The organism is Pseudaquabacterium pictum (genome assembly GCF_005403045.1).
Lineage (GTDB): Bacteria > Pseudomonadota > Gammaproteobacteria > Burkholderiales > Burkholderiaceae_C > Pseudaquabacterium > Pseudaquabacterium pictum.
On record NZ_BJCL01000004.1, the window covers coordinates 1 to 24,005 of the forward strand.

Here is a 24,005-nt window from a genome sequence, read left to right on the forward strand (position 1 = left end):
GCGCTGCATGCGGTGATGGTGGCTGGACGAGGACAGTGGGTGACTGGCCGACGCAGGTAAGAGGAAGGAGGGCCGGCAGGCCCGGGGGGACACGGAGTCGGCCAGTTGCCCGCTGGCCTCGGCCTCGCGCAGATCAATGCATGTCCGCAGAGAGCCCAAACCGGCAGCTCAAGGCATGCGCAGCGGATGCTGGGCGGCCACGCTCAGCGAGTACTGGTCGATCGGGCCGGCGTGCACCGGCTGGTCGGCGAAACCGGCCTCGCTGCCGAAGTAGACCCACACCGTCTCGGCAGGGGCGTCGTCCGGACCGGGATGCGGGCGCACCTGGATCTGACGGCGCTCGTACCACAGCGGGTCGTCCAGGCGCTCCAGCCGGTCCATGTCGGCCAGGGTGGCATCGTCCACTTCGTAGAGCTGGCCGATCACCTGCACGCCCTGGCCCGGGCGGTTCAGCAGCCAGGGCAGGCGGTAGCGGCCGATCACGTACAGCGGGTGCGGCTGGGCGGTGATCCAGTGGTCGCCCACCCGCGTGCCGCGGTTGACGTGGAAGTTGCGGTGGCCGGCCTGCAGGGTGCCGAAGACGAAGATGCGGTGCATGGTGGTGGTGCGGATGGTGTGGCGGCTGACAGCGGCGGCATCTTAGGCCGGCAGGCTCAGCCGCGCCGGCCGGCCACCACCACCTGGGTGCCGGCGGCCTGCAGCGCCTGCACCGCGGCCGATGGCGCACCCGGTGTCACCACCAGCCGGCCCAGCTCGGCCAGTGGGGCGATCAGGAAGGGCGAGGCCGCGCCCAGCTTCTCGGCCGACGCCAGCACCACCGTCTCGGCGGCAGCCTGGTGCAGCGCCCGCTTGACGGCGGCCTCTTCATGGTCGCCGGTGGTCAGGCCGGCCTGGGCATGCACGCCGGTCACGCCCATCAGGTACAGGTCGGCGCGCAGCCGCGCCGCGGCCTCGAACAGCGCCGCGCCCATGTTCACCATCGAATGGCGGAACAACAGACCACCCAGCATCAGCACCTGCAGCCGCGGGTGCACCGCCAGCGCCACCGCCACCGTGGGGCTGTGGGTGACGATGGTGGCGGCCAGGTCGTCGCCGAGGTGGTGGGCCACCTGCAATGCCGTGGTGCCGCCGTCCAGGATCACCACCTGCCCCGGCTGCACCAGCGCCGCGCCGGCGCGGCCCAGCAGCTGCTTGTCGGCCGGAGCGATCTGCGCCCGCACCGCCATGTCGCCCACCGCGGGCGATGCCGGCAATGCGCCGCCGTGCACACGCTGCAGCTTGCCCTCCTGCGCCAGCTCGCGCAGGTCACGGCGGATGGTGTCCTCCGACAGGCCCAGCTCGGCGCTGAGCGACTTGGCCACCAGCTGGCCGTCCTGCGCCAGCCGGGCCAGCAGCAGTTGCTTGCGTTGGGAAGTGAGCATGCGGCGACTGTAGGAGATCACGGCGGGCCGGCCGGCGCAGGCTTGTCGAATGCATGAGTCTGCACCACAATGCACGACATTACCCGTTTCAGCGTGAATCCGCACATCTTCAAGGAGCCCGGCCATGTCCCAAGCCCCCCGCCCGCTGCTGGTGCTGATCGCCGGCCCGTACATGTCCGGCACCGATGGTGACCCCGCCAAGGTGGCCGCCAACCGCGCCCGGCTGGAGAGCTTCGCCCTGCCGATCTACCAGCGCGGCCACCTGCCGATGGTGGGTGAATGGCTGGTGCACCCGATCGTGGAAGCCGCCGGCAGCCAGGCCAGCGGCGATGCCGTGTTCAACGCCTACCAGTACCCGGTGGCCGAGCGTCTGCTGCAGCGCTGCGACGCGGTGCTGCGCATTCCCGGCGACTCCCGCGGGGCCGACATGGACGTGGCCCGGGCGCAGGCCCTGGGCCTGCCGGTCTATAACCGGGTGGAGGATCTGCCGGCCGCGGCCTGAACCACCGCGCGCCAGGCCTGGCGGCCGTTCAGGCCGGCGCCACCACCACCCGCTTGGGCTGCAGCCGCTCGGGCGACAGGTAGGCCTGGCGGTATTGCTCGAAGGGCATGGTGTCGGCCGCCTCGATGCGCTGCTGCTCGGCCAGCGAGTCCAGCGCCATGGCGGCATAACGCGCCGCCTGCGCGTCCGACCAGGGCAGGCCCAGCAGGTGGCTGCGGGTGGCGGCCGATTGCGCGCGGATGAACTGCACGTAGCTGCCGTTGAAGTCCTGCTGCATCGCCGCCAGCACCCGGGCCGACGGCAACCGCTCGGGCGTGTCCACCAGCGCGCGGGCGGCGGCCAGCGCGGCGGCGTTGGCCTCGCCGCCCTGGGCGGCGTCCAGCGCCTCGGCAATCGGCACGCACTCGTCCAGCAGGTGGCGGGCCCAGTCGGTCAGGGTGATGGTGTGCTCACCCTGCTCCAGCAGCAGGCCGGGCTCGCGCCCGCGCGCGGCCACGCGGTGCTGGTTGCGGCCCAGCGCGGCCACCTCGGCCGGCGTGTCGGGCGGGCTGTCGGCCAGCAGGCAGTGCAGCAGGAAGATGTCGATGAAGCGCATCGTCGGCGTGGCGATGCCCACCGGCTCGAACGGGTCGAGGTCCATGCAGCGCACCTCGATGTACTCCACGCCGCGCTCGCGCAGCGCATGCAGCGGCCGCTCGCCGGGGAAGATCACCCGCTTGGGGCGGATCAGCCCGTAGAACTCGTTCTCGATCTGCAGCAGCGTGGTGGCCAGCTGGTTGTAGTCGCCGCCCGGGTTGCGGATGCCCACCTTCTCATAGGCCGGGTAGGGCTTGGTCAGCGCCTCGTGCAGCGAGTTGGCGTAACTTTCCAGGCTGTTGCAGCTGACGTTCAGCGAGGCCTGCGCCTCGCTCTGGTAGCCCAGCCGGCCCATGCGCAGCGTGGTGCCGTGGGGCATGTGCAGCGTGCCATGGCTGCCCGGCACCGGCAGCAGCTGGTGGTCGCGCCCGGCCACGAAGCTGCCGCACACCGCCGGGCTGGCGCCGAACAGGTACAGCAGCACGAAGGCATGGCGGCGGAAGTTGCGGATCAGCGCGAAGTGCTGGTCGTTGTCCAGCCCCGGCAGGCTCCAGTTGTAGTGGATGCCGCTGATGGTCTGCATGCGGCGGCCGTAGCGGTGGCCCAGGCCCATGCGGTAGACGCTCTTGGCGCGGCCCACGTTGCTGCTGCCGTAGCGGCCCAGCGGGATGGTTTCATCGGTGGGCAGGCCGCAGGGCATGCTGCCCACCCACAACTGCTCGTCGCCGGACTCGGTGCCCATGGCGCGGTAGGTGGCCTGGTGGATCTCGGTCAGCTCGGCCAGCGCGGCGTCCACCGTGGGGTGCACGCCGGTGATCAGCTCAAGCTGGCTCTCGCTGTAGTCGGTGGTGATGTGCGGGTGCGTCAGGGCCGAGCCCAGGGCCGCCGGATGCGGCGTCAGCGCCAGGCCGCCACCGGGCAGTGCGCGCAGGCTTTCCTTCTCGATGCCGCGGCGGATGCCCGCCAGCCGTGCCAGCGGCAGGGCACGCAGGCGGTCGTGCAATGCTGTCACTGGCCGTCTCCTCGTTTTGAATCGGGTTGCCACCCTACCAGAGCCCGATGACCGGCGTGGGCCACCGGGTCAGGCCGGTTTGTGCTACGCCTTGCCCGGCGCCAAGGCCAGGCGCAGGGCGGCGGCGCAGCAGGCCATCGCCGCCCACTGGCTGGCGCCCAGCGGCTCGCCGTGCACCAGCGCGCCCACCACCATGGCCACCACCGGCACCAGGATGGCCGACAGCCCGGCCACGCTGGCCGGCAGCAGCCCCACTACCGCAAACCAGGCGGCATTGCCGATGGCCATCGGCACCAGGGCGATGTAGAGGATCAACGCCAGCGTGAAGGGCGACGGCAGCACCCAAGGCCCGGGTGGCGCCAGCCACAACGCGCCCACGGCGGTGGGCACGGCGGTGACCAGCAGCTGCCAGCCCGACAGCACCAGCGGGTGCACATCCACCTTGCCGCGCTTGAGGATCAGCGTGCCCACCGCCCAGCCGATGCCGGCGATCAGCCCCAGCGCCACGCCCAGCGGCGCCTGCGCATACACGCCCAGGCTGCGCCAGGCCAGCAGGGTGACGGCCGCCGCCCCCAGCGCCAGCGCCAGCAGCAGGCGGCGGCCCAGGCGCTCGCCCAGCACCGCCCAGCTGATCAGCGCCGCCCACAGCGGCATGGTGAAGCCCAGCACCGCCGCCTGGCCCGAGGGGATCATCACCGCCGCATAGGTGCTGGCGATGTTCCACAGCAGCAAGTAGCAGGCGGTGGCCAGGCCCACCATCAGCCAGTGCCGGCGCGGGATCACCAGCGACAGGCCGCGCCAGCGCGCCACGCCCAGCAGCACCAGACCGGCGATGAACACGCCCACCGCGCGGAAGGTCCACACCGACACCTCGCGCACCACCAGCGGAAACAGCGACCAGTTGGTGCCCCAGACCAGGGTGATGATGGCCAGCAGCACCAGGGCGCGCGGCGGGATGCGATCGGCAGGTGCGGACATGGGGCGCGGGCAGGCCCCGGCAGGGCCGCAGGCGGGATGGAGGGAGCGCTGGAGTATCCGCCGCGCTGTCGGCGGCACGGCCACTCAGCCGCGGCGGCCGTCCTGCAGCCAGCGCAGCACCGTGGCGAACAGCTGCGCCGGCTCCACCGGCTTGGCCAGGTAGTCGTCCATGCCCGCGGCCAGGCAGAGGCGGCGGTCGTCGGCGAAGGCCATGGCCGTCAGCGCCACCACCGGCAACTGGTCGGTGCCAGGCAGCGCCCGCAGGGCCCGGGTGGTGTCGAGACCGTCCAGGCCAGGCAGGCGCACGTCCATCAGCACCAGCGCATACGGCCGGGACGCCAGGCAGTGCAGGGCCTGCAAACCGTCGTCGGCCAGGTCCACCTGCAGGCCGGCCAGGCGCAGCAGTTCGGCCACCACCTCGGCGTTGGCCGGGTCGTCCTCGACCAGCAGCACCCGGGCACCATGGTGCCGGCCCTGCAGCACGGCTTCCAGGGAATCGGGCGCTGGTGTGTGCATGGCCCGCCAACACATCAGACCGGTCGGTCGTCCGCGGTGCCGCTGTCGGCAGCCAGCCGCGCGCAGGCCCGCATCTCCGTCGGCGGCACCCCGGTCCAGCGGCGGAAGGCCCGGCCGAAGGCATTGGTGTCGGCAAAGCCGGTGCGCTCGGCCACCTGCTTGAGCGGCAGGTCATCCTGCAGGACCAGGGCCAGCGCCAGCGATTGCCGGCAGGCATCGACCAGGCCGCGGTACTGCAGGCCGGCGCTGGCCAGCTTGCGGCGCAGGCTGCGTTCGCTCATGTGCAGCGACGCCGCCACCGCTGCGGGCGGCGGCACCGCGGGCATGGCCCGGCGGATCGCCTGCTCCACCGCCGCGCCGATGGCGGCGCGCTGCTGCGCGGGCTGCTGGCCGCCTTGCAGCAAGCGCGCCGCCAGGCGGCTGGCCATGGTGCTGGCTTGCGGCAGCACCGCGGCCAGCCAGCCGGCATCCGACACCAGCCGGTCGGCTGCACAGCCGAACTGCACCGGGCAGCCGAAGTGCTGGGCGTAGACCGCGTCGTCGGCCGGCCGGGCCCGGGTCAGCTGCACCAGCATCGGTGAATAGGCACCATCGGTCACCCGGCGCAGCAGGGTCACCAGGCCGGCGAACTGCAGGTCGACCAGGAAGCCCTGCACATCGTCTTCGCCGGCGTGCGGCTGCACCTGCAGGATGTGCTGGCGCTCGCCGTGCAGGGCCTGCATGTCCAGCAGGAAGCCGGCCCAGTGGGGGTACTGCAGCGCCAGCGCCAGCGCATCGCCCAGCGTCAGCGCGGCCAGCATGGCCAGGCCCAGCGCACCGCGGTCGGTCAGCCGGCTGAGGCGGCCGATCTGCAGGCCGGCGGCTGGGTCGGGCAGGATGCGCAACACGCGGCGCACCAGCGTCAGGGCCACGGCCCGGCTGACCAGGCCGCCGGGCTCGTCGACCACCTCGGCACGGGTGCCGAGGTTCTGGAACAGCGCCGCTGCCGACACGCCCTGCCCGGCCACCTGCACCAGCATCGGCTGCAGATCGGCCAGGGCGACCCAACTGGGTCGCCCGTCCTGGGCTTCGCCATCGGCCCGCTGGTCCACGTGATCTCCTCATCCGCGCCGCCAGAGGGCGCAGCCGGCATTGCAGCGCCCCGCGGCCGCGCGGAGGCGGCCGGCACGGCCAGCCAGCCGGCTGCGCCGGCCAGGTGGCCCTGAAAGCGCAACCATGGTGGACGCCAGGGATGCCCGCGTCGGTGCGCTGCGCCACGTGAGGCCCTATGCTGCGCGGCCCGCACCGAGCACCCCATGCCCCCCGTGCCCCTCCTGCCCGATCGACCTGCCACCGAGACCGACCTGCGCGCGCTGAGCCGCCGCTTCGCCAGCGCCGGCGCGCTGCAGGCCATCCTGCTGCGGCCGGGCCGCGGCCGGCCGGCGGTGGCGGTGCCGCGGGCCGAGGCCCATGCCGGCCAGGGCCTGGTGGGCGACCGCTCCTACCGCGTCGCCGGGCCGGGCAGCGGCAAGCGCCAGGTCACGCTGATCCAGGCCGAGCACCTGCCGGTGATCGCCGCGCTGGCCGGCGGCCGCTGGGCCGGCCAGGGCCTGGATGCGCTGCTGCTGCGCCGCAACCTGGTGGTTGCAGGGCTGAACCTGCTGGCGGCGCGCAGCCTGTTCAAGGACCAGCCGCTGGTGCTGCAGCTGGGCGAGGCCGTGCTGCTGGAGGTCACCGGCCCCTGCGAGCCCTGCAGCAAGATGGAGGCGCTGCTGGGCGCCGGTGGCTACAACGCGATGCGCGGCCACGGCGGCATCACCGCCCGGGTGCTGCAGGGCGGCTGGCTGGCGGTTGGTGATGCGGTGCGCTGCGTGCCGGCGCCGGCTGCAGATCAGCCCGTCAGCGCCGGGTAATCGGTGTAGCCCGCCGGGCCCGGCGTGTAGAACGTGGGCCGGTGGTAGGGCGTGAGCGCCGCGCCGCGGCGGATGCGCTCGGGCAGGTCGGGGTTGCTGATGAAGAAGCGGCCGAAGGCCACCGCATCGATCTGGCCGCCAGCCACCGCCTGCAGCGCGCCGGCGGGCTCGTAGCCGCCGGCATCGATCAGCACGCCCGGCCACAGCGGCCGGAAGAGGGCCGCCACGGCCGGCTGGCCGTCGCGCACGATGTCGGCCTTGCCGGTGCCGCTGGCGCGCGGCTCGATCAGGTGCAGGTAGACCAGGTTCAGCCGCGCCAGCCCGGTGATCAGGTGGGTGTAGAGCGGCAGCGGGTCGTCCTCGCCGCTGTCGTTGGCCACGCCCCAGGGCGACAGGCGGATGCCGGTGCGCGCCGCGCCCACTTCGTCGGCCACCGCGCTGGCGATCTCCAGGTGCAGCCGGCAGCGGTTGGCGATGGACCCGCCCCAGTCGTCGCCACGCTGGTTGCTGCGCGACTGCAGGAACTGCTCCAGCAGGTAGCCGTTGGCGCCGTGGATCTCCACGCCGTCGAAGCCGGCCGCCATCGCATTGGCCGCCGCCTGGCGGAAGCTGTCGACCAGGCCCGGCATCTCGTCGGCACGCAGCGCGCGCGGCACTTCATAAGGCACGGCGCGGCCGTCGCGGTCCATCGCCATGCCGCCCTGGGCGGCGATGGCCGATGGCGCCACCGGCGCACCGCCATCGGGCTGGTGGCTGCTGTGCGACACCCGGCCGGTGTGCCACAGCTGCAGGTAGATGATGCCGCCGCGGGCATGCACCGCGTCGGTCACCAGGCGCCAGCCGGCGACCTGCGCGGCCGTGTGGATGCCCGGCACCCGCGGATGGCCGTGGCCCTGCCAGGACACCGGCGTGGCCTCGGCGATCAGCAGGCCGCCGGGCGTGGCGCGCTGGGCGTAGTAGCTGGCATTCAGCGCGGTGGGGGCGTGGCCCTCACCGGCGCGCATGCGCGTCAGCGGGGCCATCACCACCCGGTGCTGCAACGTGGCGGCGCCCAGGGCGAGCGGGGTGAACAGGGCATCGGTCATCGGCATCGGCGCAGGGGTGGGTGGATCGGATGGCAGGGTGCCCGCCAGTGTCGCAGGCGGTGGCGCAGAGAGCTCCCCACAGGCGGACACCGGGGAACCTGGATCCGGCCTGTGGGGACAGCATGACACTTTTATCATTTTTTTACGTCTGACCCTCATGTTGGCCGTCACCGGCACCGATAGAAGATGCATCAATCGCCGATCAAACCGCCCGGCCGGACCATGACAACAACCACAAGCCCGCAGATCGCACCGGACGCGGATGTCCGCCCGGACACCGCGCCCCTTGGCTGGTGGCGCCGCTGGCGCGGCGGCAGTGCCGGCGCGGCGCTGGACGCGGCAGCGATGGCGGCGATGCAGCAGCGCCTGCAGGAAGCCGCCCAGCACTGGACCGCCCATGTCGGCCTGGCGCAGCAGCAGATGCAGGCGGCCACCGGCCAGCTGCTGGAGGGCTTCAACCAGATCCTGTCGGAACTGGACCACCTGGTGCTGCAGCCCGAGCAGAGCTGTACCGACGACGAGATGACGGCGCGCGCCAACATGCTGGCAGAGTGCGAGCAGAGGCTGCTGGGCCTGCTGAAGACGCTGGACGGCTTCGTGCAGTCGCGCAACGACATGCTGGGCTCGGTGCGGGCGCTGTCGCAGGCCTCGGGCAGCCTGGGCGACATGGCCGAGGACGTGGGCAAGCTGGCCCGCCAGACCAACCTGCTGTCGATCAACGCCGCCATCGAGGCGGCCCGTGCCGGCGAAAGCGGCCGCGGCTTCGCGGTGGTGGCCACCGAGGTGCGTCGCCTGTCCACCGCCTCGGGCGAGACCGGCCAGCGCATCAGCAGCCAGGTGCAGCAGTTCAGCAGCCACATGCAGGCCGCGCTGGCCGAGGCCGACGCGCAGGCCGTGCGCGGCAGCACCGCCATCAACTCCTCGGAGGAGACCATCCGCGGCGTGGTGGCCGATGTCGATGGCGCGGTGGCCCAGCTGCACGACCGCGCGGTGGAGCTGCGGCAGCACGGCGAGGTGGTGAGGACCCAGGTGCAGCAGCTGATGTTGGCCTTCCAGTTCCAGGACCGGGTGCACCAGATCCTGGACCAGGTGAACAGCTCGATCGCCAGCGCCGTGGGCCGGCTGCAGACCGCACTGGCCGACGGCCGCGTGCCCGATGCCGCCGAGTGGGCCGCGCTGCTGGGCGCCGGCTACACCACGCTGGAGCAGCAGGCGGTGTCCAGCAACGCCGACATCACCCCCCTGGCTGCCACCCGCAGCACCGAAACCACGTTCTTCTGACCGGCCCGTTGCGCCAACCACCATGCCCAAGACCATCCTCATCGTCGACGACTCGAGTTCCCTGCGCACCGTGGTGAAGATCGCCCTGGGGCGTGCCGGCTACGACGTGCTCGAGGCCGGTGACGGCAAGGAGGGGCTGACCCAGCTGGACAAGGCCGGCAAGGTGCACCTGATCGTCAGCGACGTGAACATGCCGAACATGGACGGCATCAGCTTCGTCACCGAGGTGAAGAAGCATCCGCGCCACCGTTTCACGCCGGTGATCATGCTGACCACCGAAGGTGCCGAGGGCAAGAAGGAGCAGGGCCGCGCCGCCGGCGCCAAGGCCTGGATCACCAAGCCCTTCAACCCGCCGCAGCTGCTGGACGCGGTCTCCAAGCTGATCCTGCCCTAGGAGGGCCCATGTCCATCGATGCCCCTGAGACCCTGGTGGACGACGCCGCCAGGCCGGCAGCGCTGTGCCTGCCGGGCGAGCTGACCATCTACACCGCCAGCGAGACCCGCGCCGCCTGGCTGTCCTGGCTGGCCACCGATGCCGCCGCCGGCCAGGGCGAGCCGCTGTGCCCGGTCGACGCCAGCGGCTGCGACGAGATCGACGCCGCCGGCGCCCAGCTGCTGGTGGCGCTGGCCCACAGCCTGGCCCGGCAGCAGCGCCAGCTGCAACTGCAGCAGCCCAGCTCGCCGGTGCGCAACGCCTGCCAGGACCTGGGCCTGGCTGCCCTGCTGCTGGCGGATGCCCACGGCGACGCCGGCCCCGACGGAGTGCGGACATGAAGCCGATGGACATGGACCTGCAGTTCGTCGCCGAAGCGCTGCCCGCCTTCCTCAGCGAGGCGCGCGAGCAGATCACCGCCATCGAGCAGCTGCTGCTGCAGCTGGAAGACGCACCCGAAGACCGCGAGCTGCTGGACGCGCTGTTCCGCTGCGCCCACACCGTCAAGGGCTCGGCCGGCATCTTCGGGCTGGATGCGGTGGTGGACTTCACCCACCATGTCGAGAGCCTGCTCGACCGGCTGCGCGACGGCCAGCTGCTGCTGACGCCCGTGCTGAGCACCCTGCTGCTGCGCTGCAACGACCAGATCCGCGCCCTGGTGGACGCCGCCACCCAGGCCGATGGCGGCAACGACCCCGACGGCGAGGCCGCACGCCAGGCCCTGGTGCAGCAGCTGCAGGCCGCCGGCGCCGGCCCGGCTGCCGCACCCGCGCCGGCGCCGGTGGCCGCAGCACCAGCCGCACCGAGCGGCGGCTGCTGGCAGATCGGCGCCAGCTTCGGCGCCGAGACCTTCCGCAACGGCATGGACCCGCTGACTATCCTGCGCTACGTGGCCGGTCTGGGCGCGGTGTCGCAGGTGCAGTGCGACACCGCCGCCGTACCCACGCTGGAGGCGCTGGACCCGGAGTGCTGCCACCTGGACCTGCGCTTCGCGCTGGACACACCGGCGCCGGCCAGCGACATCGAGGCCGCCTTCAGCTTCGTGCGTGACGACTGCCAGCTGCAGTTGCAGCCGCCGGCCCCGGCCCCGACCCCTGTGCACGACAGCGCACCGCCCGAGGCCGCCGCCGTCGACATCGCCCCGTTGGCCAGCCGCCTGGGCGAGCTGCTGGTGCAGGACGGCGCCGCCACCGCCGATGCGGTGCAGGCCGCGCTGCAGAAGCAGGCCCGCCAGCGCGGCGCCGGCACGCCGGCGCCGGCCGACGACAACCGCTTCATCCGTGTGCAGGCCGACCGGCTGGACGCGGTGATCAACCTGCTGGGCGAACTGGTGATCGCCGGCGCCGGCGCCCAGCTGCTGGCGCGGCAGACCAAGCAGCGCAACCTGATCGAGGCCAACACCCAGATCGGCCGGCTGATCGAGGAGATCCGCAACGGCACGCTGAAGCTGCGCATGGTGCCCATCGGCGAGACCTTCTCGCGCTTTCGCCGCGTGGTGCGCGACACCGCCGCCGAGCTGGGCAAGGACGTGGCGCTGGAGATCGTGGGTGGCGACACCGAGCTGGACAAGTCGGTGGTCGAGCGCATTGCCGACCCGCTGATGCACCTGGTGCGCAACGGCCTGGACCATGGCCTGGAGCCGCCGGCCGAGCGCACCGCCGCCGGCAAGCCGGCCCAGGGCCGGCTGGTGCTGTCGGCCTGCCACGAGGCCGGCGGCATCCTGATCCGCATCCAGGACGACGGCCGCGGCATCCACCGCGAGCGAGTGCTGGCCCGTGCCTGGGACCGCGGCATCGTCGAACGCGGCGTGACACCGCCCGACGACGCCATCCTGCAGCTGATCTTCGAACCCGGCTTCTCCACCGCCGAGAAGGTGACCAACCTCTCCGGCCGTGGCGTGGGCATGGACGTGGTGCGCCGCAACATCGAGGCCCTGCGCGGCACGGTGACGGTGCGCAGCACCGAAGGCGCCGGCAGCACCATCGACATCCGCCTGCCGCTGACCTTGGCCATCATCGACGGCTTCCTGATCGGCGTGGGCAGCACCAAGTTCATCTTCCCGCTGGATGCGGTGGTGGAGGTGATCGAGCAGCGCAGTGCCGCGCTGCAGCCCGACAGCCGCGGCCGCGCCTGCGTGGAACTGCGCGGCCGCGTGCTGCCGGTGGTGGACCTGCGCAGCCTCTACCAGCTCGACGGCACGCCGCCGCCGCGGGTGAGCGTGGTGGTGATCCAGTCGCAGGGCCGCGCCTTCGGCGTGGTGGTCGATGCCCTGCTGGGCCAGCACCAGACGGTGATCAAGCCCCTGTCCCCGATGTTCCGCAGCCTGCGCGGCATCTCCGGCTCGTCCATCCTGGGCAGCGGCGAGGTGGCGCTGATCTTCGACGCCGCGTCCCTGTCCCAGCTGGCCGCCCAACCCGCCCTGACCTGACCCCCTGCCCCGAAAGAACACACCATGAACCACTCCGAACTCTCGTGGATCACCCGCCTGGTGGCAGGTGCCGAACTGGACCAGGCCAACACCGCCCTGGATGCCGCGCAGCAGCAGCTGCAGCAGACGCGCAGCGCGCTGGCGGCGCAGGAAGCCGCCCGGGCCGAAGCGGAACGCGCGCGCGCTGATTCCGAACGCGCCCGTGCCGAGGCCGAACGCACCATCGCCGATGTCGACCGCGCCCGCGCCAACGCGGAGGCCGAGCGCGCCGACACCGCGGCCACGCTGGCCCAGCTGCAGGCCCGGCTGGAGGCCGCCGAGGCCGAGCTGAAGGTGCGCACCGACATCATGAACCTCACCAGCATCGTCTCCGAGGCCGACAAGAAGGGCGACATCCTGTCGGTCAACGAGAAGTTCCTGGAGGTCTCCAAGTACCCCAAGCATGAGCTGATCGGCCACGGCCACAACACCACCCGGCATCCCGACATGCCCAAGGCCGTGTTCAAGGAGATGTGGCAGACCATCGGCCGCGGCGACATCTTCCGCGGCGTGGTGAAGAACCGCGCCAAGGACGGCACGCCGTACTACGTGGACGCGGTGATCGCCCCGATCCTGGGCGAGAACGGCAAGCCGATGAAGTACCTGGGCGTGCGCTACGACATCACCGATGTCGAGCTGGAGCGTCAGAACGCACGCGGTGTGCTGACGGCCATCGACACCAACTACGCCTACATCGAGTTCGATCTCGGCGGCCATGTGCTGACGGCGAACCGCAACTTCCAGCAGGCGCTGGGCTACGCGCTCGACGAGATCCGCGGCAAGCACCACCGCATGTTCGTGGACCCGGGCTACGGCATGTCGCCGGCCTATGCCCAGTTCTGGCGCGACCTGAACGACGGCAAGCCGTTCAGCGATGTCTTCAAGCGCTTCACCAAGACCGGGCAGGCCATCTGGATCCAGGCGGTCTACGCCCCGGTCAAGGACGAGATGGGCCGGGTCTACAAGGTGGTGAAGATCGCCACCGACGTGACCGCCCAGGTCAACGCCAGCAACATGCTGAAGGAGGCGGTCGACCAGGCCCAGGGCGTGACTACCGCGGCCAGCCGCGGCGACCTGTCGCAGCGCATCCCGCTGGACGGCAAGGAAGGCCCGATCCGCACCCTGTGCGAGGGCGTGAACCTGCTGATGGAGACCACCTCGGTGATCTTCAACGATGTGGGCCGGGTGTTCGGCGCGCTGTCCGCCGGCGACCTGACGCAGCGCATCACCGCCGACTACACCGGCGTCTTCGGCAGCGTCAAGGACGACGCCAACGCCACCAGCGAGAAGCTCGCGGCCATCATCGCCGACGTGGGCCGCGTCTTCGGCGCGCTGGCCGCCGGCGACCTCAGCCAGCGCATCACCCGCGTCGCCGAAGGCACCTTCGACCAGGTCAAGACCGATGCCAACAGCACCAGCGAGAAGCTGGCGTCCATCATCGAGGAGGTGCGCGCCGCCGCCGATGCGCTGACCGGCGCGGCCAGCCAGGTCAGCGCCACCGCGCAGAGCCTGTCGCAGGCGGCCAGCGAGCAGGCCAGCTCGGTGGAGGAGACCACCGCCTCGATCGACCTGATGAGCGCCAGCATCTCGCAGAACAGCGACAACGCCCGCGTCACCGACGGCATGGCCACCAAGGCCAGCCGCGAGGCCGCCGACGGCGGCACCGCGGTGACCCAGACCGTGGCCGCGATGAAGCAGATCGCCGCCAAGATCAGCATCGTCGACGACATCGCCTACCAGACCAACCTGCTGGCGCTGAACGCCGCCATCGAGGCCGCCCGGGCCGGCGAGCACGGCAAGGGCTTCGCGGTGGTGGCCGCCGAAGTGCGCAAGCTGGCCGAACGCAGCCAGGAGGCCGCGCAGGAGATCGGCGACCTGGCCGCCAACAGCGTGAGCACGGCGGAACGCGCCGGCAAGCTGCTCGACGAGATCGTGCCCAGCATCCAGAAGACCAGCGAGCTGGTGCAGGAGATCGCCGCCGCCTCGGCCGAGCAGAGCCAGAGCGTGGGCCAGATCGGCAGTGCCATGGGCCAGCTGAGCAAGGCCACCTCGCAGAACGCCTCGGCGTCGGAGGAACTGGCCGCCACCTCGGAAGAGCTGTCGGGCCAGGCCGAGCAGCTGCAGGAATCGGTGGCCTTCTTCCACCTGGGCACGCCGGCGGCCGCGCCGCGCGGCCGCAACGAGCCACCGGCCCGCGGCCGCCCGGCCAGCACCCCGGCACGCAGCACGGCCGCCGCACCGCGCGCCGCGGGCCAGGGCAACTTCCGCCCGTACTGACCATGGCTGCCGCGCACCCCGCCACCGAGGCCGCACCGGCCGGCGACGGTGGCCACTTCCTCACCTTCCTGCTGGGCGAGGGCATGTTCGCCACCGACATCCGCATCGTGCGCGAGATCATCCAGCACGGCCCGATGACCGCCATGCCGCTGATGCCGCACTTCGTGCGCGGCGTCATCAACCTGCGCGGCGCGGTGGTGCCGGTGATCGACCTGCATGCCCGCTTCGGCCACGGCCCGGCGGCGCTGGGCAAGAAGAGCTGCATCGTGATGGTGGAGGTGCAGCGCGCCGGTGAACGCCAGGAGCTGGGCCTGCTGGTCGACGCGGTGAGCGCCGTGGTGGAGATCCCTGCCACCGCCATCGAGCCGCCGCCGGGCTTCGGCGCGCCGGTGCGGCGCGAGTTCATCCAGGCCATGGGCCGGATGGGCCAGCGCTTCGTCGTCATCCTGGCGCCGGACAAGGCCTTCGACATCGACGAGATGGCCCAGCTCTGCGAGGCCGCACTGGCCGAGGCAGCCTGAGGCGCACCACGATGGACACCTTGCAGGACCGCACCTTCCAGGCCTTCAGCCGCCTGATGCACGAGGCCATCGGCGTGCACTTCACCGCCGCCAAGAAGCCGCTGGTGGCCTCGCGCCTGGCCCCGCGCATCCAGAAGCTGGGCCTGGGCGGCTACGAGGACTACCTGGCGCTGATCAGCGGCCACACGGCCGGCGACGCGGGCGATGGGGCGACCGGCGGCGAGTTCCAGATGGCGGTGGACCTGCTGACCACCAACGAGACCTACTTCTTCCGCGAGCCGGCGCACTACACGCTGATCGAGCAGGAGATCACCCGCACCAAGCCGCTGAGCCTGGCGGTGTGGAGCGCGGCCTCGTCGTTCGGCGACGAGGCCTACAGCACGGCGATGCTGCTGGCCGACCTGCAGCTGCGCGGCACCCTGGGCAGCGACTGGCGGGTGCTGGGCACCGACATCAGCGACCGCGTGCTGCGCAGCGCCATCGAGGCCGTCTACCCCGAGGACCGGCTGCGCAACGTCACGCCCGAGCGGCTGCGCCGGCACTGCCTGCGCGGCAGCGGCGAGGCCGCCGGCATGGTGCAGGTCCACCCCAAGCTGCGCGAGCGGGTGCGCTTCGGGCAGCTGAACCTGTGCCAGCCGATCGAAGACATCGGGCCCTTCGACATCGTGCTGCTGCGCAACGTGCTGATCTATTTCGACGCCGCCACCAAGTCGGCGGTGGTCGACCGGGTGCTGACCCAGCTGCGCCCCGGCGGGCTGTTCTTCATCGGCACGGCCGAAGGCCGGGTGGCCTGCACCACACCCTTGCAGCCGATCGCCCCCGGGGCGTTCCGCAAGACCTGAACTGAAGGCAGACCATGGCGATCCAGGTGTATGTGGTGGACGACTCGGCGGTGGTGCGGCAGACGCTGCAGCACCTGCTGGCGGGCGATCCGGAGATCGTGTTGATGGGCAGTGCGCCCAACCCGCTGATCGCCGGCCCGGTGATCCGCAAGAACCGGCCCGACGTGCTGCTGCTGGACATCGAGATGCCCGGCATGGACGGCCTGACCTTCCTGCGCCAGGTGATGGACGAGGCCCCCATCCCCACGGTGATCTGCTCCACGCTGACCACCAGCGGCAGCCAGGTGGCGCTGGAGGCGCTGGCCGCCGGCGCGGTGGCCATCGTGGCCAAGCCGCGGCTGGGCCTCAAGCAGTTCCTGGAGGACTCGCGCCGCGAGCTGTTGCAGACGCTGAAGACCGCCGCCCGCGCCCGGCCCCGCGCCAGCGCCGCCGCCGGCCCGCGGCTGGCCAGCAGCCAGGCCGTGCGGCCGGCGGCCGGCCCGGCGCGCGCGCCTGTGGCCGGCCTGCATGCGCTGGCCATGAACAAGCCGGTGCTGATCGGCAGCAGCACCGGTGGCACCCAGGCCCTGGAGCTGGTGCTGACCGCCCTGCCCGGCGACGCGCCCGGCATCGCCATCACCCAGCACATGCCGGAGAAGTTCACCGCCATGTATGCCGAGCGGCTGAACAGCCTGTGCGCGGTGCAGGTGCGCGAGGCCCGCGACGGCGACCGGCTGGAGCGCGGCGTGGTGCTGATCGCTCCGGGCGGCCGCCACCTCAAGCTGCGCAAGGCCGGCGGCCAGTACTTCGCGGTGGTGCTCGACGGCCCGCCGGTGAACCGCCACAAGCCGTCGGTGGACGTGCTGTTCCGCAGTGCCGCCGAATGCGCCGGCCGCGATGCGCTGGCCATCATGCTCACCGGCATGGGCGACGACGGCGCCCGCGCGATGAAGGCGCTGCACGACCTGGGCGCCCGCACCATCGCCCAGGACGAAGCCAGCTGCGTGGTCTTCGGCATGCCCAAGGAGGCCATCGCCCTGGGTGCGGTGGACGAGGTCATGCCGATCGGCCAGGTGGCGCGTGCCATCCTGGCATTTGACGCACGCGGATGACGCAGCAGGGGGGATGACGTGTCACGTCGGCCTGATAACCTCGCGCCGCATGGGCCGCATCCAAACCCGCCTCCGCACATCGCCTGACACCCCCCTGCCCGGCCGCCGCGACCTGCTGCGCCTGGGCCCGGCCGCACTCGGCCTGGCCGCCACTGGCGGCAGCCTGCTGACGGCGGGCTGTGCCAGCACCGCGCCCGACGGCCCGGCGCGCAGCGATGTGGTGCCGTTCTCCACCAGCGACCGTGTCGGCGCCCTGCCCGAGGGCTGGCGCCTGCATGTCACCCGGCCCGACCGGCCAGTCACCGGCTACGGCCTGGCCCGCATCGACGGCCGCATGGCCCTGCATGCGCAGGGCACGGCCTCCACCTCCGGCGTGCGCTGCGATGTCGACATCGACCTGGCCGAGCGGCCCTGGCTGCGCTGGGAATGGCGGGTCGACCAGATCCCCGCCGACGCCACCGTGGCCGACGACGACCAGGACGACAGCCCGGCCCGCCTGGTGCTGGGCTTTGCCGGCGACAGCGGCCGGCTGTCGCTGCGCGACCGGCTGTTCGCCGACCAGGTGGAGCTGTTCACCGGCGGTACGCTGCCGTTTGCCACGCTGTGCTACGTGTGGGATGGCCAGGCCGCGCGCGACACGGTGCTGCCCTATGCCCGCAGCGGCCGCATCCGCTACCTGGTGGTGGAAAGCGGCCAGGGCAGCACCGGCCAGTGGCATGCCTACCGCCGCAACGTGGCGGCCGACTACCAGCGCGTCTACGGCGAGCCGCCGGGCCGGCTGATCGGCGTGGGCGTGCTGACCGACAGCGACGACCTGAAGGGCCGCGCCGAAGCCTGGTACGGCGATCTGGTCATCGAGTGAGCACCGGCGCGTCGGCGGCCGGCAGCCACTGCAGCACCAGCGCGAACAGCAGATCGGGGTCGATCGGCTTGGCGATGAAGTCGTCCATGCCGCCAGCCAGGCACTCGGCGCGGTTCTCGGCATAGGCGTTGGCCGTCAGCGCGATGATCGGCAGCCGTGCCCCGCCGGGCAGCAGGCGGATGCGGCGCGTGGCCGCGACGCCGTCGAGATGGGGCATCTGCATGTCCATCAGCACCAGGTCGGGCAGCCGCGATGCGGCCAGCTCGACGGCCTGCAGCCCGTCCACGGCCTGCACCACCTCCAGTCCGGCCGACTGCAGCAGGATGGACACCACCTCGCGGTTGATCGGCTCGTCCTCCACCAGCAGCACCATCCGTCCGGCGTGGTGGCGGCGCAGCAGTTGCTCGGCACCCAGGCCGGCGTCGGCAACTGGCGGTTGGGCGGCCTGGGCGCCGACGGCCGGCGCCAGGCGGGCCGTGAACCAGAACAGGCTGCCCTGCCCGGGCTGGCTGTGCAGGCCGGCATCGCCGCCCATCAGCGTCGCCAGGCGGCGCGTGATGGCCAGGCCCAGGCCGGTGCCGCCGTAGCGGCGGGTGGTGGAGCTGTCGGCCTGCTCGAAGGCATGGAACAGGCGCGGCTGCACCTCGGGCGCGATGCCGATGCCGGTGTCCTCGACCTCGAAGCGCAGCAGCACGCCGTCCTCGGCCTCGGACTCGACACGGGCCCGCAGCGTCACGCTGCCTGCCTGGGTGAACTTGATGGCGTTGCCGACATAGTTCAGCAGCGCCTGCTGCAGACGCGTGGCGTCACCCTGCAGCAGCAGCGGCAAGGCGCCGGACTCGACCCGCAGCTGCAGGCCCTTGGCCTGGGCGCGGTCGACCATCTGGATGCGCACCTGCTCCAGCAGCAGCGCCGGCGACAGCGGCGCGGCTTGCAGCGTCAGCCGGCCTGCCTCGATCTTGGACAGGTCGAGCATGTCGTCGATGATGGCCACGAGGTGCGCGCCGGCGGCATCGATGCGGTCCAGCCGCTCGGCCTGCTGGGGCGTCACCCCGCCGCGGCGCAGCAGATTGGCCATGCCCAGGATGCCGTTCATCGGCGTGCGGATCTCGTGGCTCATGTTGGCCAGGAAGGCGCTCTTGGCCCGGTTGGCAGCCTCGGCAGCGTCGCGGGCCTGGACCAGTCCCTGGTTGGCCACCTCCAAATCGGCGGTGCGCTGGCGCACCCGCAGCTCCAGCTCCGCATTGAGCCCGCGGATCGCTGCCTCGGCCTGCTTGCGCTCGGCGATCGGGCGGGCCGAGGCGAACACCACCGGCCGGTCGTCCAGCACCAGGGGCTGGCGGCTGATCTCCACGTCGACGAGGTGGCCGTCGCGGTGGCGCAGCTGGGCCTCGACCAGCTGATCGGCACCACCTGCCGGCCGCGGCGGTGCCGGCCCCTGGGCCGGCTCCACCAGCCACTGTGCCAGCGGCGTGCCCAGCACATCCGCACGCTCGCCGCCCACCAGTCGGGCGAAGGCATCGCTCGCCTCCACCACCCGGCCTTCGGCGTCGACGATGTGGATGCCGTCGCCAGCACCGCGGAGCAGGGCCTGGTTGCGCTCCAGCGCCAGGCGCTGCTGCCTGGCAGCACGCCACAGCAGCCAGCCGGCGCCGGTGCTGAGCAGCACGAACAGGCCCAGCTGCACCGCGGTGGCACGCAGGTCGGCATCCCAGGCCGCCAGCACGTCAGCCTCGCCCAGCCCCACCACCAGGATGAACGGTCGCCCTTCCAACAGGCGGTAGCCCACCACCCGCGCCTGACCGTCGGCAGTCTGCGCGGTGCGGTAGCTGCCCTCGCGCCGCCCGCTGGCCACGGCGGCGGCCAGCTCCGGCGGCACGGTCTGGTTGCCAATCTCGCCGCGGGGCCGCGCCGCCAGCGGCGGATGCCGGGCCACCAGCGTGAAATCGGCGCTGCGCAGCGCCACCACACCGTTGCGGCCGAGGTCGGGCATGGCCACCAGGCGGTTGAAGGCGTCGAGCGTCACCGACGCCGCCAGCACCCCGGCAAAGCGGCCATCGGGCCGGTTGACGCGGCGGGAGAACGACACCACCCACACGCCGCTGACCCGGCCGACGATGGGCGGACTGATGACGAGGCCAGCCGCCGGGTCATCACGCAGGGCGATGAAGGTCGGCCGGTCGGCCCAGCTGGCATGCTGGCCGGCCACCACGTCGGCACCCAGCACCACGGTTCCGTCGGCGTCGGCCAGGCGCATGCTGGCCAGGCCCTGCAGACGCTGGCTGTAGCGCAGGATCTCGGCATTGGCGCGCGGCGGGTCAAAGCCGCCGGCCGCCGCCAGTTGCCGCTCCAGGTCGTCGGCCACCGCCAGCAGTGCCAGGTCGATGCGGTCGATGGTGCCGGCGATGCCCTGCTCGAGCACCCGCGCCAGGTTCATCGTCCGCACCTCGGCCTGCTGCAGATGCAGCGAGCGCGACGCCAGTTGGCCGCTGACCACCCACACCACCAATGCCACATTGGTGAACAACAAGGCGGCGACGATCTGCAGGCCGAGCCGGCGGGGTAGGACCTGGTGCACATCAACCTCCGGCCGGCTTGGACAGACGGCGCCCTCTCGCCGAGCCGACCGAAGTCTAACCAGCGATCCTGACGCCAATCCGTCCAACCGGGCCCGGATTCGGGCAGTGCACGGCCGACCCGCTGCGGCGGGTCAATCCGCATGGCTGCGCGGGCCGGTCACAGGCACGATGACCGGCTGCCGAATCCGATCCGCCCTCGACCATGCCCCCTCTGCTGCACGCCACCGCCCTGCACCCGTTCAACCGCCTGGACGTGCCCACCCTGCTGGCCGACCGGGCGCGACGCCGGCGCGACCACCCCTTCATCGTCTGGGAGCCGTTCGACGGCCCCGGCCAGACCTGGACCTACGGCCAGTTCCATGCTGCGGTGGGCCGCATCGCCGGCGGCCTGGCGCGGCGCGGCGTGCAGGCCGGCGACCGGGTGCTGATCCACCTGGACAACTGCCCCGAGACCCTGCTGGCCTGGTATGCCTGCGGCTGGATCGGCGCGGTGGCCGTCACCACCAATGCCCGCGCCGCCGACGACGAGCTGGCCTACTACGCCGAGCACAGCGGCGCGGTGGCGGCCATCACCCAGCCGAAGTTCGCCGAGGCCGTAGCCCGCAACTGCCGCCACCTGACGTGGCAGGTGGTGACCGACACCGACAACGGCACGCCCTCGGCCCACCCGGTGCCGGCCGACCAGCGCTTTGCCACGCTGGACGCCGAGCCACCGCCGCGGCGCGCACCCGACCCGCTGGCGCCCTGCAGCGTGCAGTACACCAGCGGCACCACCAGCCGGCCCAAGGCTGTGCTGTGGACCCACGCCAATGCGCTGTGGGGCGCGCGCATCAACGCGGTGCATGAAGACCTGCAGGCCACGGACGTGCACCTGGTGCACCTGCCGCTGTTCCACACCAATGCCCAGGCCTACTCGGTGCTGGCCACGCTGTGGGCCGGCGGCACGGCGGTGGTGCTGCCGCGCTTTTCGGCCAGCCGCTTCTGGCCGATCAGCCTGAAGCACCGCTGCACCTGGGTGTCGATGATCCCGTTCTGCATCAAGGCGCTGATGGCGCACGAGGTGCCGCCACACCACTACCGGCTGTGGGGCGCCGCCGCCTGCGACCTGCCCACCGACCCGCACTTCAAGGTGCAGACCATCGGCTGGTGGGGCATGACCGAGACCATCACCCACGGCATCGTCAGCTGCCGGCATGTGCCCAGCACGCCGCTGTCCATCGGCCGGCCTGCGCCGGAGTACGGCATCGCCATCGTCGACGACGACGAGATCCCGGTGGCCGACGCGCGCGCGGTGGCACCCGGCGGCTCGGGCCAGCTGCTGGTGAAGGGCATCCGCGGCCTGAGCCTGTTTGCCGAGTACCTGGGCAATGCCGCGGCCACCGAGGGCAGCTACACCGCCGACGGCTGGTTCCGCACCGGCGACCGGGTGGATCTGCTGGAGGACGGCAGCATCCGCTTCGGCGACCGCACCAAGGACATGCTGAAGGTGGGCGGCGAGAACGTGGCCGCCAGCGAGATCGAGCGTGTCATCGCCACCGTGCCCGGCGTGCATGAGTGTGCCGTGGTGGCGCGCAAGCACCGCATGCTGGACGAGGTGCCGGTGGTCTTCGTCCTGCCGCTGGAGGCGCTGCGCGGCAACCCGCAGGCCGGCGCCGAGCTGGCCGAGCAGGTGCGCGCCGCCTGCCGGCAGCAGCTGGCCGACTTCAAGCGCCCGCACGAGGTGCGCCTGGTCGACAGCCTGCCGCGCAGCACGCTGGAGAAGATCGCCAAGGCGCAGCTGCGGGCCGCGCTGGCGGAGGAAGGGCCGCTGGGCTGAGCCCAGCGGCGGTCAGCGCTGCAGCTGGTGCAGGCTGGCGACGGTGCGCAGGCAGGCCTGCGCCACCTCGGTGCCCTTGACCACGAAGTGGTCGGCGAAGTAGCGCTGGTGCTCGGCATGCTCGTGGAAGTGGTGCGGCGTCAGCACGGCAGAGAACACCGGCACGCCGGTGTCCAGCTGCACCCGCATCAGGCTGTCGATGACGGCGGTGGCGACGAAGTCATGCCGGTAGATGCCGCCGTCGACCACCAGGCCGCAGGCCACGATGGCCGCATGCCGGCCGGCGCGCGCCAGCACCTGGGCATGCAGCGGGATCTCGAAGGCGCCGGGCAGCGGGATCACGTCGATCTGCGTGGCCGGCACGCCGTGGCGGGCCATCTCGGCCAGGAAGGCATCGCGGCCGCGGCCGACGATGTCGGCATGCCAGGTGCCGTGCACGAAGGCATAGCGCAGGCCGGCGGGCGGCAGCGCCGCGGCGGGGATGGTGGAAGCTGGTTGCATGGTGAGGACCTGAAGGATGACGTTGTGCCAACCTCGGGGCGCACGCAGGCCGGCCACCCTGCCGTTCCGCCGTTGCAGGCGAGAACGCCCACACCGGCGGCCCGGCGGGGCAGCCTGCACCACGCGCTCTCTTTCATCCGGACTGTGACCGTCGGCCCCGGATTCACACCGGGTCTGCTGACCCCGGCCGGTGGCCCGGCCGGGCGCTCGCGGGCTGGTGCCGCCGCAACCATCGGCTGCAGCGGCCATCACCGCCGGTGGGGACTTCCACCCCGCCCTGAGAACGCTGTGGCGGGCCACAGGCCCGCCACGCCGCGATCGTAGCCAGGGCAGAGCGGGCGGCGCTTCGCCGATGCGACACGCCCGGCTCACATCCCCGAACCGGACGACGCGAGACCGGCGACGCATGCACCGACCGATTCAACGGCGATGGCGCCAGTCCGAGTCCGGCGGCCGGCAGCATGACGGTGCGGTGCAAATCGGCAGTGACGCTGACCACGCCTTCGCGTCAAGGAGGACTTGAATGAACAACGGGCTGCGCACCACTCCATCTCTTGAGCGCCTGGTAGCAGAGTTCGCCAGAAACCCAGGCATCTCTCGCGTCTTCGCCGTCCCACACGGCTGCATCTGCCAAGGCGGCAAGTGGCCCCTCAGCGTGCAGCGCATACCGGGTTTGGGAAAGATCCCGCGCAGCGCTGACAAGCGACAGCGCGTAGGTCTGGATCAAGGCGTCCCGCTTCTCCCTGCTGAAACGCCCTCGGTCGGTGTCCCGGCCAACGGTGGCTTCGAAGCTGCGGGCCTTTGCGCGTTGATCTGCAGTCGTTTTCGTGGCGTCGACCAGCGCATGGCGCAATGTCTTGTCCGAACTCTTCAGACCCTGCGCCAGGGAATCTTGGAATTCGCCCAAAGGCCGCTCCCCAATGTTGCGGCACATGCCTTCAAATTCTTCGCGAAGAATGAAGAGAGGCACCAACTTGAATGGTTCAGGCGCAGCCAACCGACGGATTGGACCGCTTGGAAATCGGGCTGTGGCAGTCCAGTCGCTGGTGTCACTCTTTGCCGTCTGCTCCGGCCGGACCTTGATCTCCAATCCCTCCGCCATGAGGTGATCCAGCATCTCGGCGCCTGGGTCAACCAATCGAACGCTGCGCCCGCCATTGCGGCTGCGCAGGCAATCCAACTGGCTGAGCTGCCTGAGCGACTGGAGAAGGCAGGCGCGCCCAACGCTGTCTTCTTCCGTTTGCAGTTGCGCTGCGGCGGTCAGGGTGCCCATGACAGGCAAACCGAAGGGGCACAACAGGCCTTTGTCGTGGGCGCCGTCCACATGCAGCTGCAGGCTCGTGGCCAACCTGG

22 protein-coding genes and 1 riboswitch are annotated in these 24,005 nt (G+C 71.8%); of the genes, 12 read left to right on the forward strand and 10 right to left on the reverse strand.

The features are described 5' to 3' along the window. Positions 1-168: 168 nt before the first annotated feature. Together FFT10_RS09615 and FFT10_RS09620 are read right to left on the reverse strand one after the other, a co-directional pair. On the reverse strand, positions 169-597 hold the full coding sequence (locus FFT10_RS09615; protein WP_137732602.1) for a gamma-glutamylcyclotransferase family protein: 429 nt from the start codon (positions 595-597) through the stop codon (positions 169-171). Between the two features lie 56 nt (positions 598-653). After that, positions 654-1,421 carry a DeoR/GlpR family DNA-binding transcription regulator gene (locus FFT10_RS09620; RefSeq protein WP_137732603.1) on the reverse strand — a complete coding sequence of 256 codons (768 nt, stop codon included), beginning with the start codon at positions 1,419-1,421 and terminating at the stop codon, positions 654-656. 124 nt (positions 1,422-1,545) lie between these two features. On the opposite strand from FFT10_RS09620, the gene FFT10_RS09625 reads away from it, so the two are divergent. Beyond that, a complete protein-coding gene (locus FFT10_RS09625; protein WP_137732604.1) occupies positions 1,546-1,923 on the forward strand; it encodes a DUF4406 domain-containing protein in 378 nt (125 codons plus the stop codon). 28 nt (positions 1,924-1,951) lie between these two features. Here FFT10_RS09625 and gshA read toward each other — a convergent pair whose 3' ends face one another. From gshA to FFT10_RS09645, 4 genes are all read right to left on the reverse strand, one after another. Beyond that, the gene (gshA, locus tag FFT10_RS09630; protein WP_162854854.1) at positions 1,952-3,511 is read right to left on the reverse strand and encodes a glutamate--cysteine ligase; all 1,560 of its coding nucleotides are present in this window, start codon (positions 3,509-3,511) and stop codon (positions 1,952-1,954) included. Between the two features lie 84 nt (positions 3,512-3,595). Next, positions 3,596-4,489, reverse strand: coding sequence for a DMT family transporter (locus FFT10_RS09635; protein ID WP_137732605.1), 894 nt, complete (start codon positions 4,487-4,489; stop codon positions 3,596-3,598). Positions 4,490-4,573: 84 nt separating this feature from the next. Next, positions 4,574-5,005 (reverse strand): response regulator, encoded by a 432-nt coding sequence (locus FFT10_RS09640; protein ID WP_162520734.1) that lies wholly within the window; start codon positions 5,003-5,005, stop codon positions 4,574-4,576. A gap of 14 nt (positions 5,006-5,019) precedes the next feature. Further along, a complete protein-coding gene (locus FFT10_RS09645) occupies positions 5,020-6,096 on the reverse strand; it encodes an AraC family transcriptional regulator (protein ID WP_137732607.1) in 1,077 nt (358 codons plus the stop codon). 204 nt (positions 6,097-6,300) lie between these two features. On the opposite strand from FFT10_RS09645, the gene FFT10_RS09650 reads away from it, so the two are divergent. Continuing rightward, a complete protein-coding gene (locus FFT10_RS09650; protein WP_137732608.1) occupies positions 6,301-6,897 on the forward strand; it encodes an MOSC domain-containing protein in 597 nt (198 codons plus the stop codon). Here the strand turns inward: FFT10_RS09650 and FFT10_RS09655 are convergent. Further along, the gene (locus tag FFT10_RS09655; RefSeq protein WP_137732609.1) at positions 6,876-7,982 is read right to left on the reverse strand and encodes an alkene reductase; all 1,107 of its coding nucleotides are present in this window, start codon (positions 7,980-7,982) and stop codon (positions 6,876-6,878) included. The genes FFT10_RS09650 and FFT10_RS09655 overlap by 22 nt on opposite strands. Before the next feature lie 222 nt (positions 7,983-8,204). On the opposite strand from FFT10_RS09655, the gene FFT10_RS09660 reads away from it, so the two are divergent. The 9 genes from FFT10_RS09660 to FFT10_RS09700 are packed head-to-tail and all read left to right on the forward strand — an operon-like array spanning position 8,205 to position 17,756. Continuing rightward, the gene (locus FFT10_RS09660; protein ID WP_162520735.1) at positions 8,205-9,263 is read left to right on the forward strand and encodes a methyl-accepting chemotaxis protein; all 1,059 of its coding nucleotides are present in this window, start codon (positions 8,205-8,207) and stop codon (positions 9,261-9,263) included. A gap of 22 nt (positions 9,264-9,285) precedes the next feature. Beyond that, positions 9,286-9,657: a response regulator gene (locus tag FFT10_RS09665; protein ID WP_137732611.1), complete on the forward strand. Its 372-nt coding sequence runs from the start codon at positions 9,286-9,288 to the stop codon at positions 9,655-9,657. Positions 9,658-9,665: 8 nt separating this feature from the next. Then, positions 9,666-10,037 (forward strand): STAS domain-containing protein, encoded by a 372-nt coding sequence (locus tag FFT10_RS09670; protein ID WP_137732612.1) that lies wholly within the window; start codon positions 9,666-9,668, stop codon positions 10,035-10,037. Further along, the gene (locus FFT10_RS09675) at positions 10,034-12,124 is read left to right on the forward strand and encodes a chemotaxis protein CheA (RefSeq protein ID WP_228027040.1); all 2,091 of its coding nucleotides are present in this window, start codon (positions 10,034-10,036) and stop codon (positions 12,122-12,124) included. Before FFT10_RS09670 ends, FFT10_RS09675 begins: the two co-directional genes overlap by 4 nt. A 24-nt stretch (positions 12,125-12,148) precedes the next feature. Further along, a complete protein-coding gene (locus tag FFT10_RS09680) occupies positions 12,149-14,440 on the forward strand; it encodes a methyl-accepting chemotaxis protein (RefSeq protein WP_137732613.1) in 2,292 nt (763 codons plus the stop codon). A 2-nt stretch (positions 14,441-14,442) separates the two neighbouring features. Continuing rightward, positions 14,443-14,961: a chemotaxis protein CheW gene (locus tag FFT10_RS09685; protein WP_137732614.1), complete on the forward strand. Its 519-nt coding sequence runs from the start codon at positions 14,443-14,445 to the stop codon at positions 14,959-14,961. A gap of 11 nt (positions 14,962-14,972) precedes the next feature. Then, entirely contained in the window at positions 14,973-15,803 is an 831-nt protein-coding gene (locus tag FFT10_RS09690) for a CheR family methyltransferase (RefSeq protein WP_137732615.1), read from the forward strand. A gap of 14 nt (positions 15,804-15,817) precedes the next feature. Then, positions 15,818-16,894, forward strand: a complete 1,077-nt coding sequence (locus tag FFT10_RS09695) for a protein-glutamate methylesterase/protein-glutamine glutaminase (RefSeq protein ID WP_137732616.1) — start codon at positions 15,818-15,820, stop codon at positions 16,892-16,894. Between the two features lie 49 nt (positions 16,895-16,943). After that, positions 16,944-17,756 (forward strand): DUF3047 domain-containing protein, encoded by an 813-nt coding sequence (locus tag FFT10_RS09700; RefSeq protein WP_162520736.1) that lies wholly within the window; start codon positions 16,944-16,946, stop codon positions 17,754-17,756. Here FFT10_RS09700 and FFT10_RS09705 read toward each other — a convergent pair. After that, positions 17,746-20,286 (reverse strand): ATP-binding protein, encoded by a 2,541-nt coding sequence (locus FFT10_RS09705; RefSeq protein ID WP_137732618.1) that lies wholly within the window; start codon positions 20,284-20,286, stop codon positions 17,746-17,748. The genes FFT10_RS09700 and FFT10_RS09705 overlap by 11 nt on opposite strands. 251 nt (positions 20,287-20,537) lie before the next feature. Between FFT10_RS09705 and FFT10_RS09710 the strand changes: the two genes are divergently transcribed. Next, entirely contained in the window at positions 20,538-22,151 is a 1,614-nt protein-coding gene (locus FFT10_RS09710) for an AMP-binding protein (RefSeq protein ID WP_137732619.1), read from the forward strand. Positions 22,152-22,163: 12 nt separating this feature from the next. Here FFT10_RS09710 and FFT10_RS09715 read toward each other — a convergent pair whose 3' ends face one another. Then, entirely contained in the window at positions 22,164-22,652 is a 489-nt protein-coding gene (locus FFT10_RS09715) for a 6,7-dimethyl-8-ribityllumazine synthase (RefSeq protein WP_137732620.1), read from the reverse strand. A 121-nt stretch (positions 22,653-22,773) separates the two neighbouring features. Continuing rightward, positions 22,774-22,941, reverse strand: a riboswitch (FMN riboswitch). A 219-nt stretch (positions 22,942-23,160) separates the two neighbouring features. Next, positions 23,161-23,925 (reverse strand): hypothetical protein, encoded by a 765-nt coding sequence (locus tag FFT10_RS09720; protein WP_137732621.1) that lies wholly within the window; start codon positions 23,923-23,925, stop codon positions 23,161-23,163. Positions 23,926-24,005 lie beyond the last annotated feature (80 nt).

Excerpts from the sequence above, each read along its gene's own strand:
- FFT10_RS09685 (WP_137732614.1), top strand. The coding sequence starts at position 14,443 with ATGGCTGCCGCGCACCCCGCCACCGAGGCCGCACCGGCCGGCGACGGT.
- FFT10_RS09720 (WP_137732621.1), bottom strand. The coding sequence starts at position 23,925 with ATGGGCACCCTGACCGCCGCAGCGCAACTGCAAACGGAAGAAGACAGC.
- FFT10_RS09635 (WP_137732605.1), bottom strand. The coding sequence starts at position 4,489 with ATGTCCGCACCTGCCGATCGCATCCCGCCGCGCGCCCTGGTGCTGCTG.
- FFT10_RS09650 (WP_137732608.1), top strand. The coding sequence starts at position 6,301 with ATGCCCCCCGTGCCCCTCCTGCCCGATCGACCTGCCACCGAGACCGAC.
- FFT10_RS09665 (WP_137732611.1), top strand. The coding sequence starts at position 9,286 with ATGCCCAAGACCATCCTCATCGTCGACGACTCGAGTTCCCTGCGCACC.
- FFT10_RS09675 (WP_228027040.1), top strand. The coding sequence starts at position 10,034 with ATGAAGCCGATGGACATGGACCTGCAGTTCGTCGCCGAAGCGCTGCCC.
- FFT10_RS09680 (WP_137732613.1), top strand. The coding sequence starts at position 12,149 with ATGAACCACTCCGAACTCTCGTGGATCACCCGCCTGGTGGCAGGTGCC.
- FFT10_RS09620 (WP_137732603.1), bottom strand. The coding sequence starts at position 1,421 with ATGCTCACTTCCCAACGCAAGCAACTGCTGCTGGCCCGGCTGGCGCAG.
- FFT10_RS09715 (WP_137732620.1), bottom strand. The coding sequence starts at position 22,652 with ATGCAACCAGCTTCCACCATCCCCGCCGCGGCGCTGCCGCCCGCCGGC.
- FFT10_RS09690 (WP_137732615.1), top strand. The coding sequence starts at position 14,973 with ATGGACACCTTGCAGGACCGCACCTTCCAGGCCTTCAGCCGCCTGATG.
- FFT10_RS09640 (WP_162520734.1), bottom strand. The coding sequence starts at position 5,005 with ATGCACACACCAGCGCCCGATTCCCTGGAAGCCGTGCTGCAGGGCCGG.
- FFT10_RS09710 (WP_137732619.1), top strand. The coding sequence starts at position 20,538 with ATGCCCCCTCTGCTGCACGCCACCGCCCTGCACCCGTTCAACCGCCTG.
- FFT10_RS09625 (WP_137732604.1), top strand. The coding sequence starts at position 1,546 with ATGTCCCAAGCCCCCCGCCCGCTGCTGGTGCTGATCGCCGGCCCGTAC.
- FFT10_RS09655 (WP_137732609.1), bottom strand. The coding sequence starts at position 7,982 with ATGACCGATGCCCTGTTCACCCCGCTCGCCCTGGGCGCCGCCACGTTG.
- FFT10_RS09615 (WP_137732602.1), bottom strand. The coding sequence starts at position 597 with ATGCACCGCATCTTCGTCTTCGGCACCCTGCAGGCCGGCCACCGCAAC.
- FFT10_RS09700 (WP_162520736.1), top strand. The coding sequence starts at position 16,944 with ATGGGCCGCATCCAAACCCGCCTCCGCACATCGCCTGACACCCCCCTG.
- FFT10_RS09660 (WP_162520735.1), top strand. The coding sequence starts at position 8,205 with ATGACAACAACCACAAGCCCGCAGATCGCACCGGACGCGGATGTCCGC.
- FFT10_RS09670 (WP_137732612.1), top strand. The coding sequence starts at position 9,666 with ATGTCCATCGATGCCCCTGAGACCCTGGTGGACGACGCCGCCAGGCCG.
- FFT10_RS09695 (WP_137732616.1), top strand. The coding sequence starts at position 15,818 with ATGGCGATCCAGGTGTATGTGGTGGACGACTCGGCGGTGGTGCGGCAG.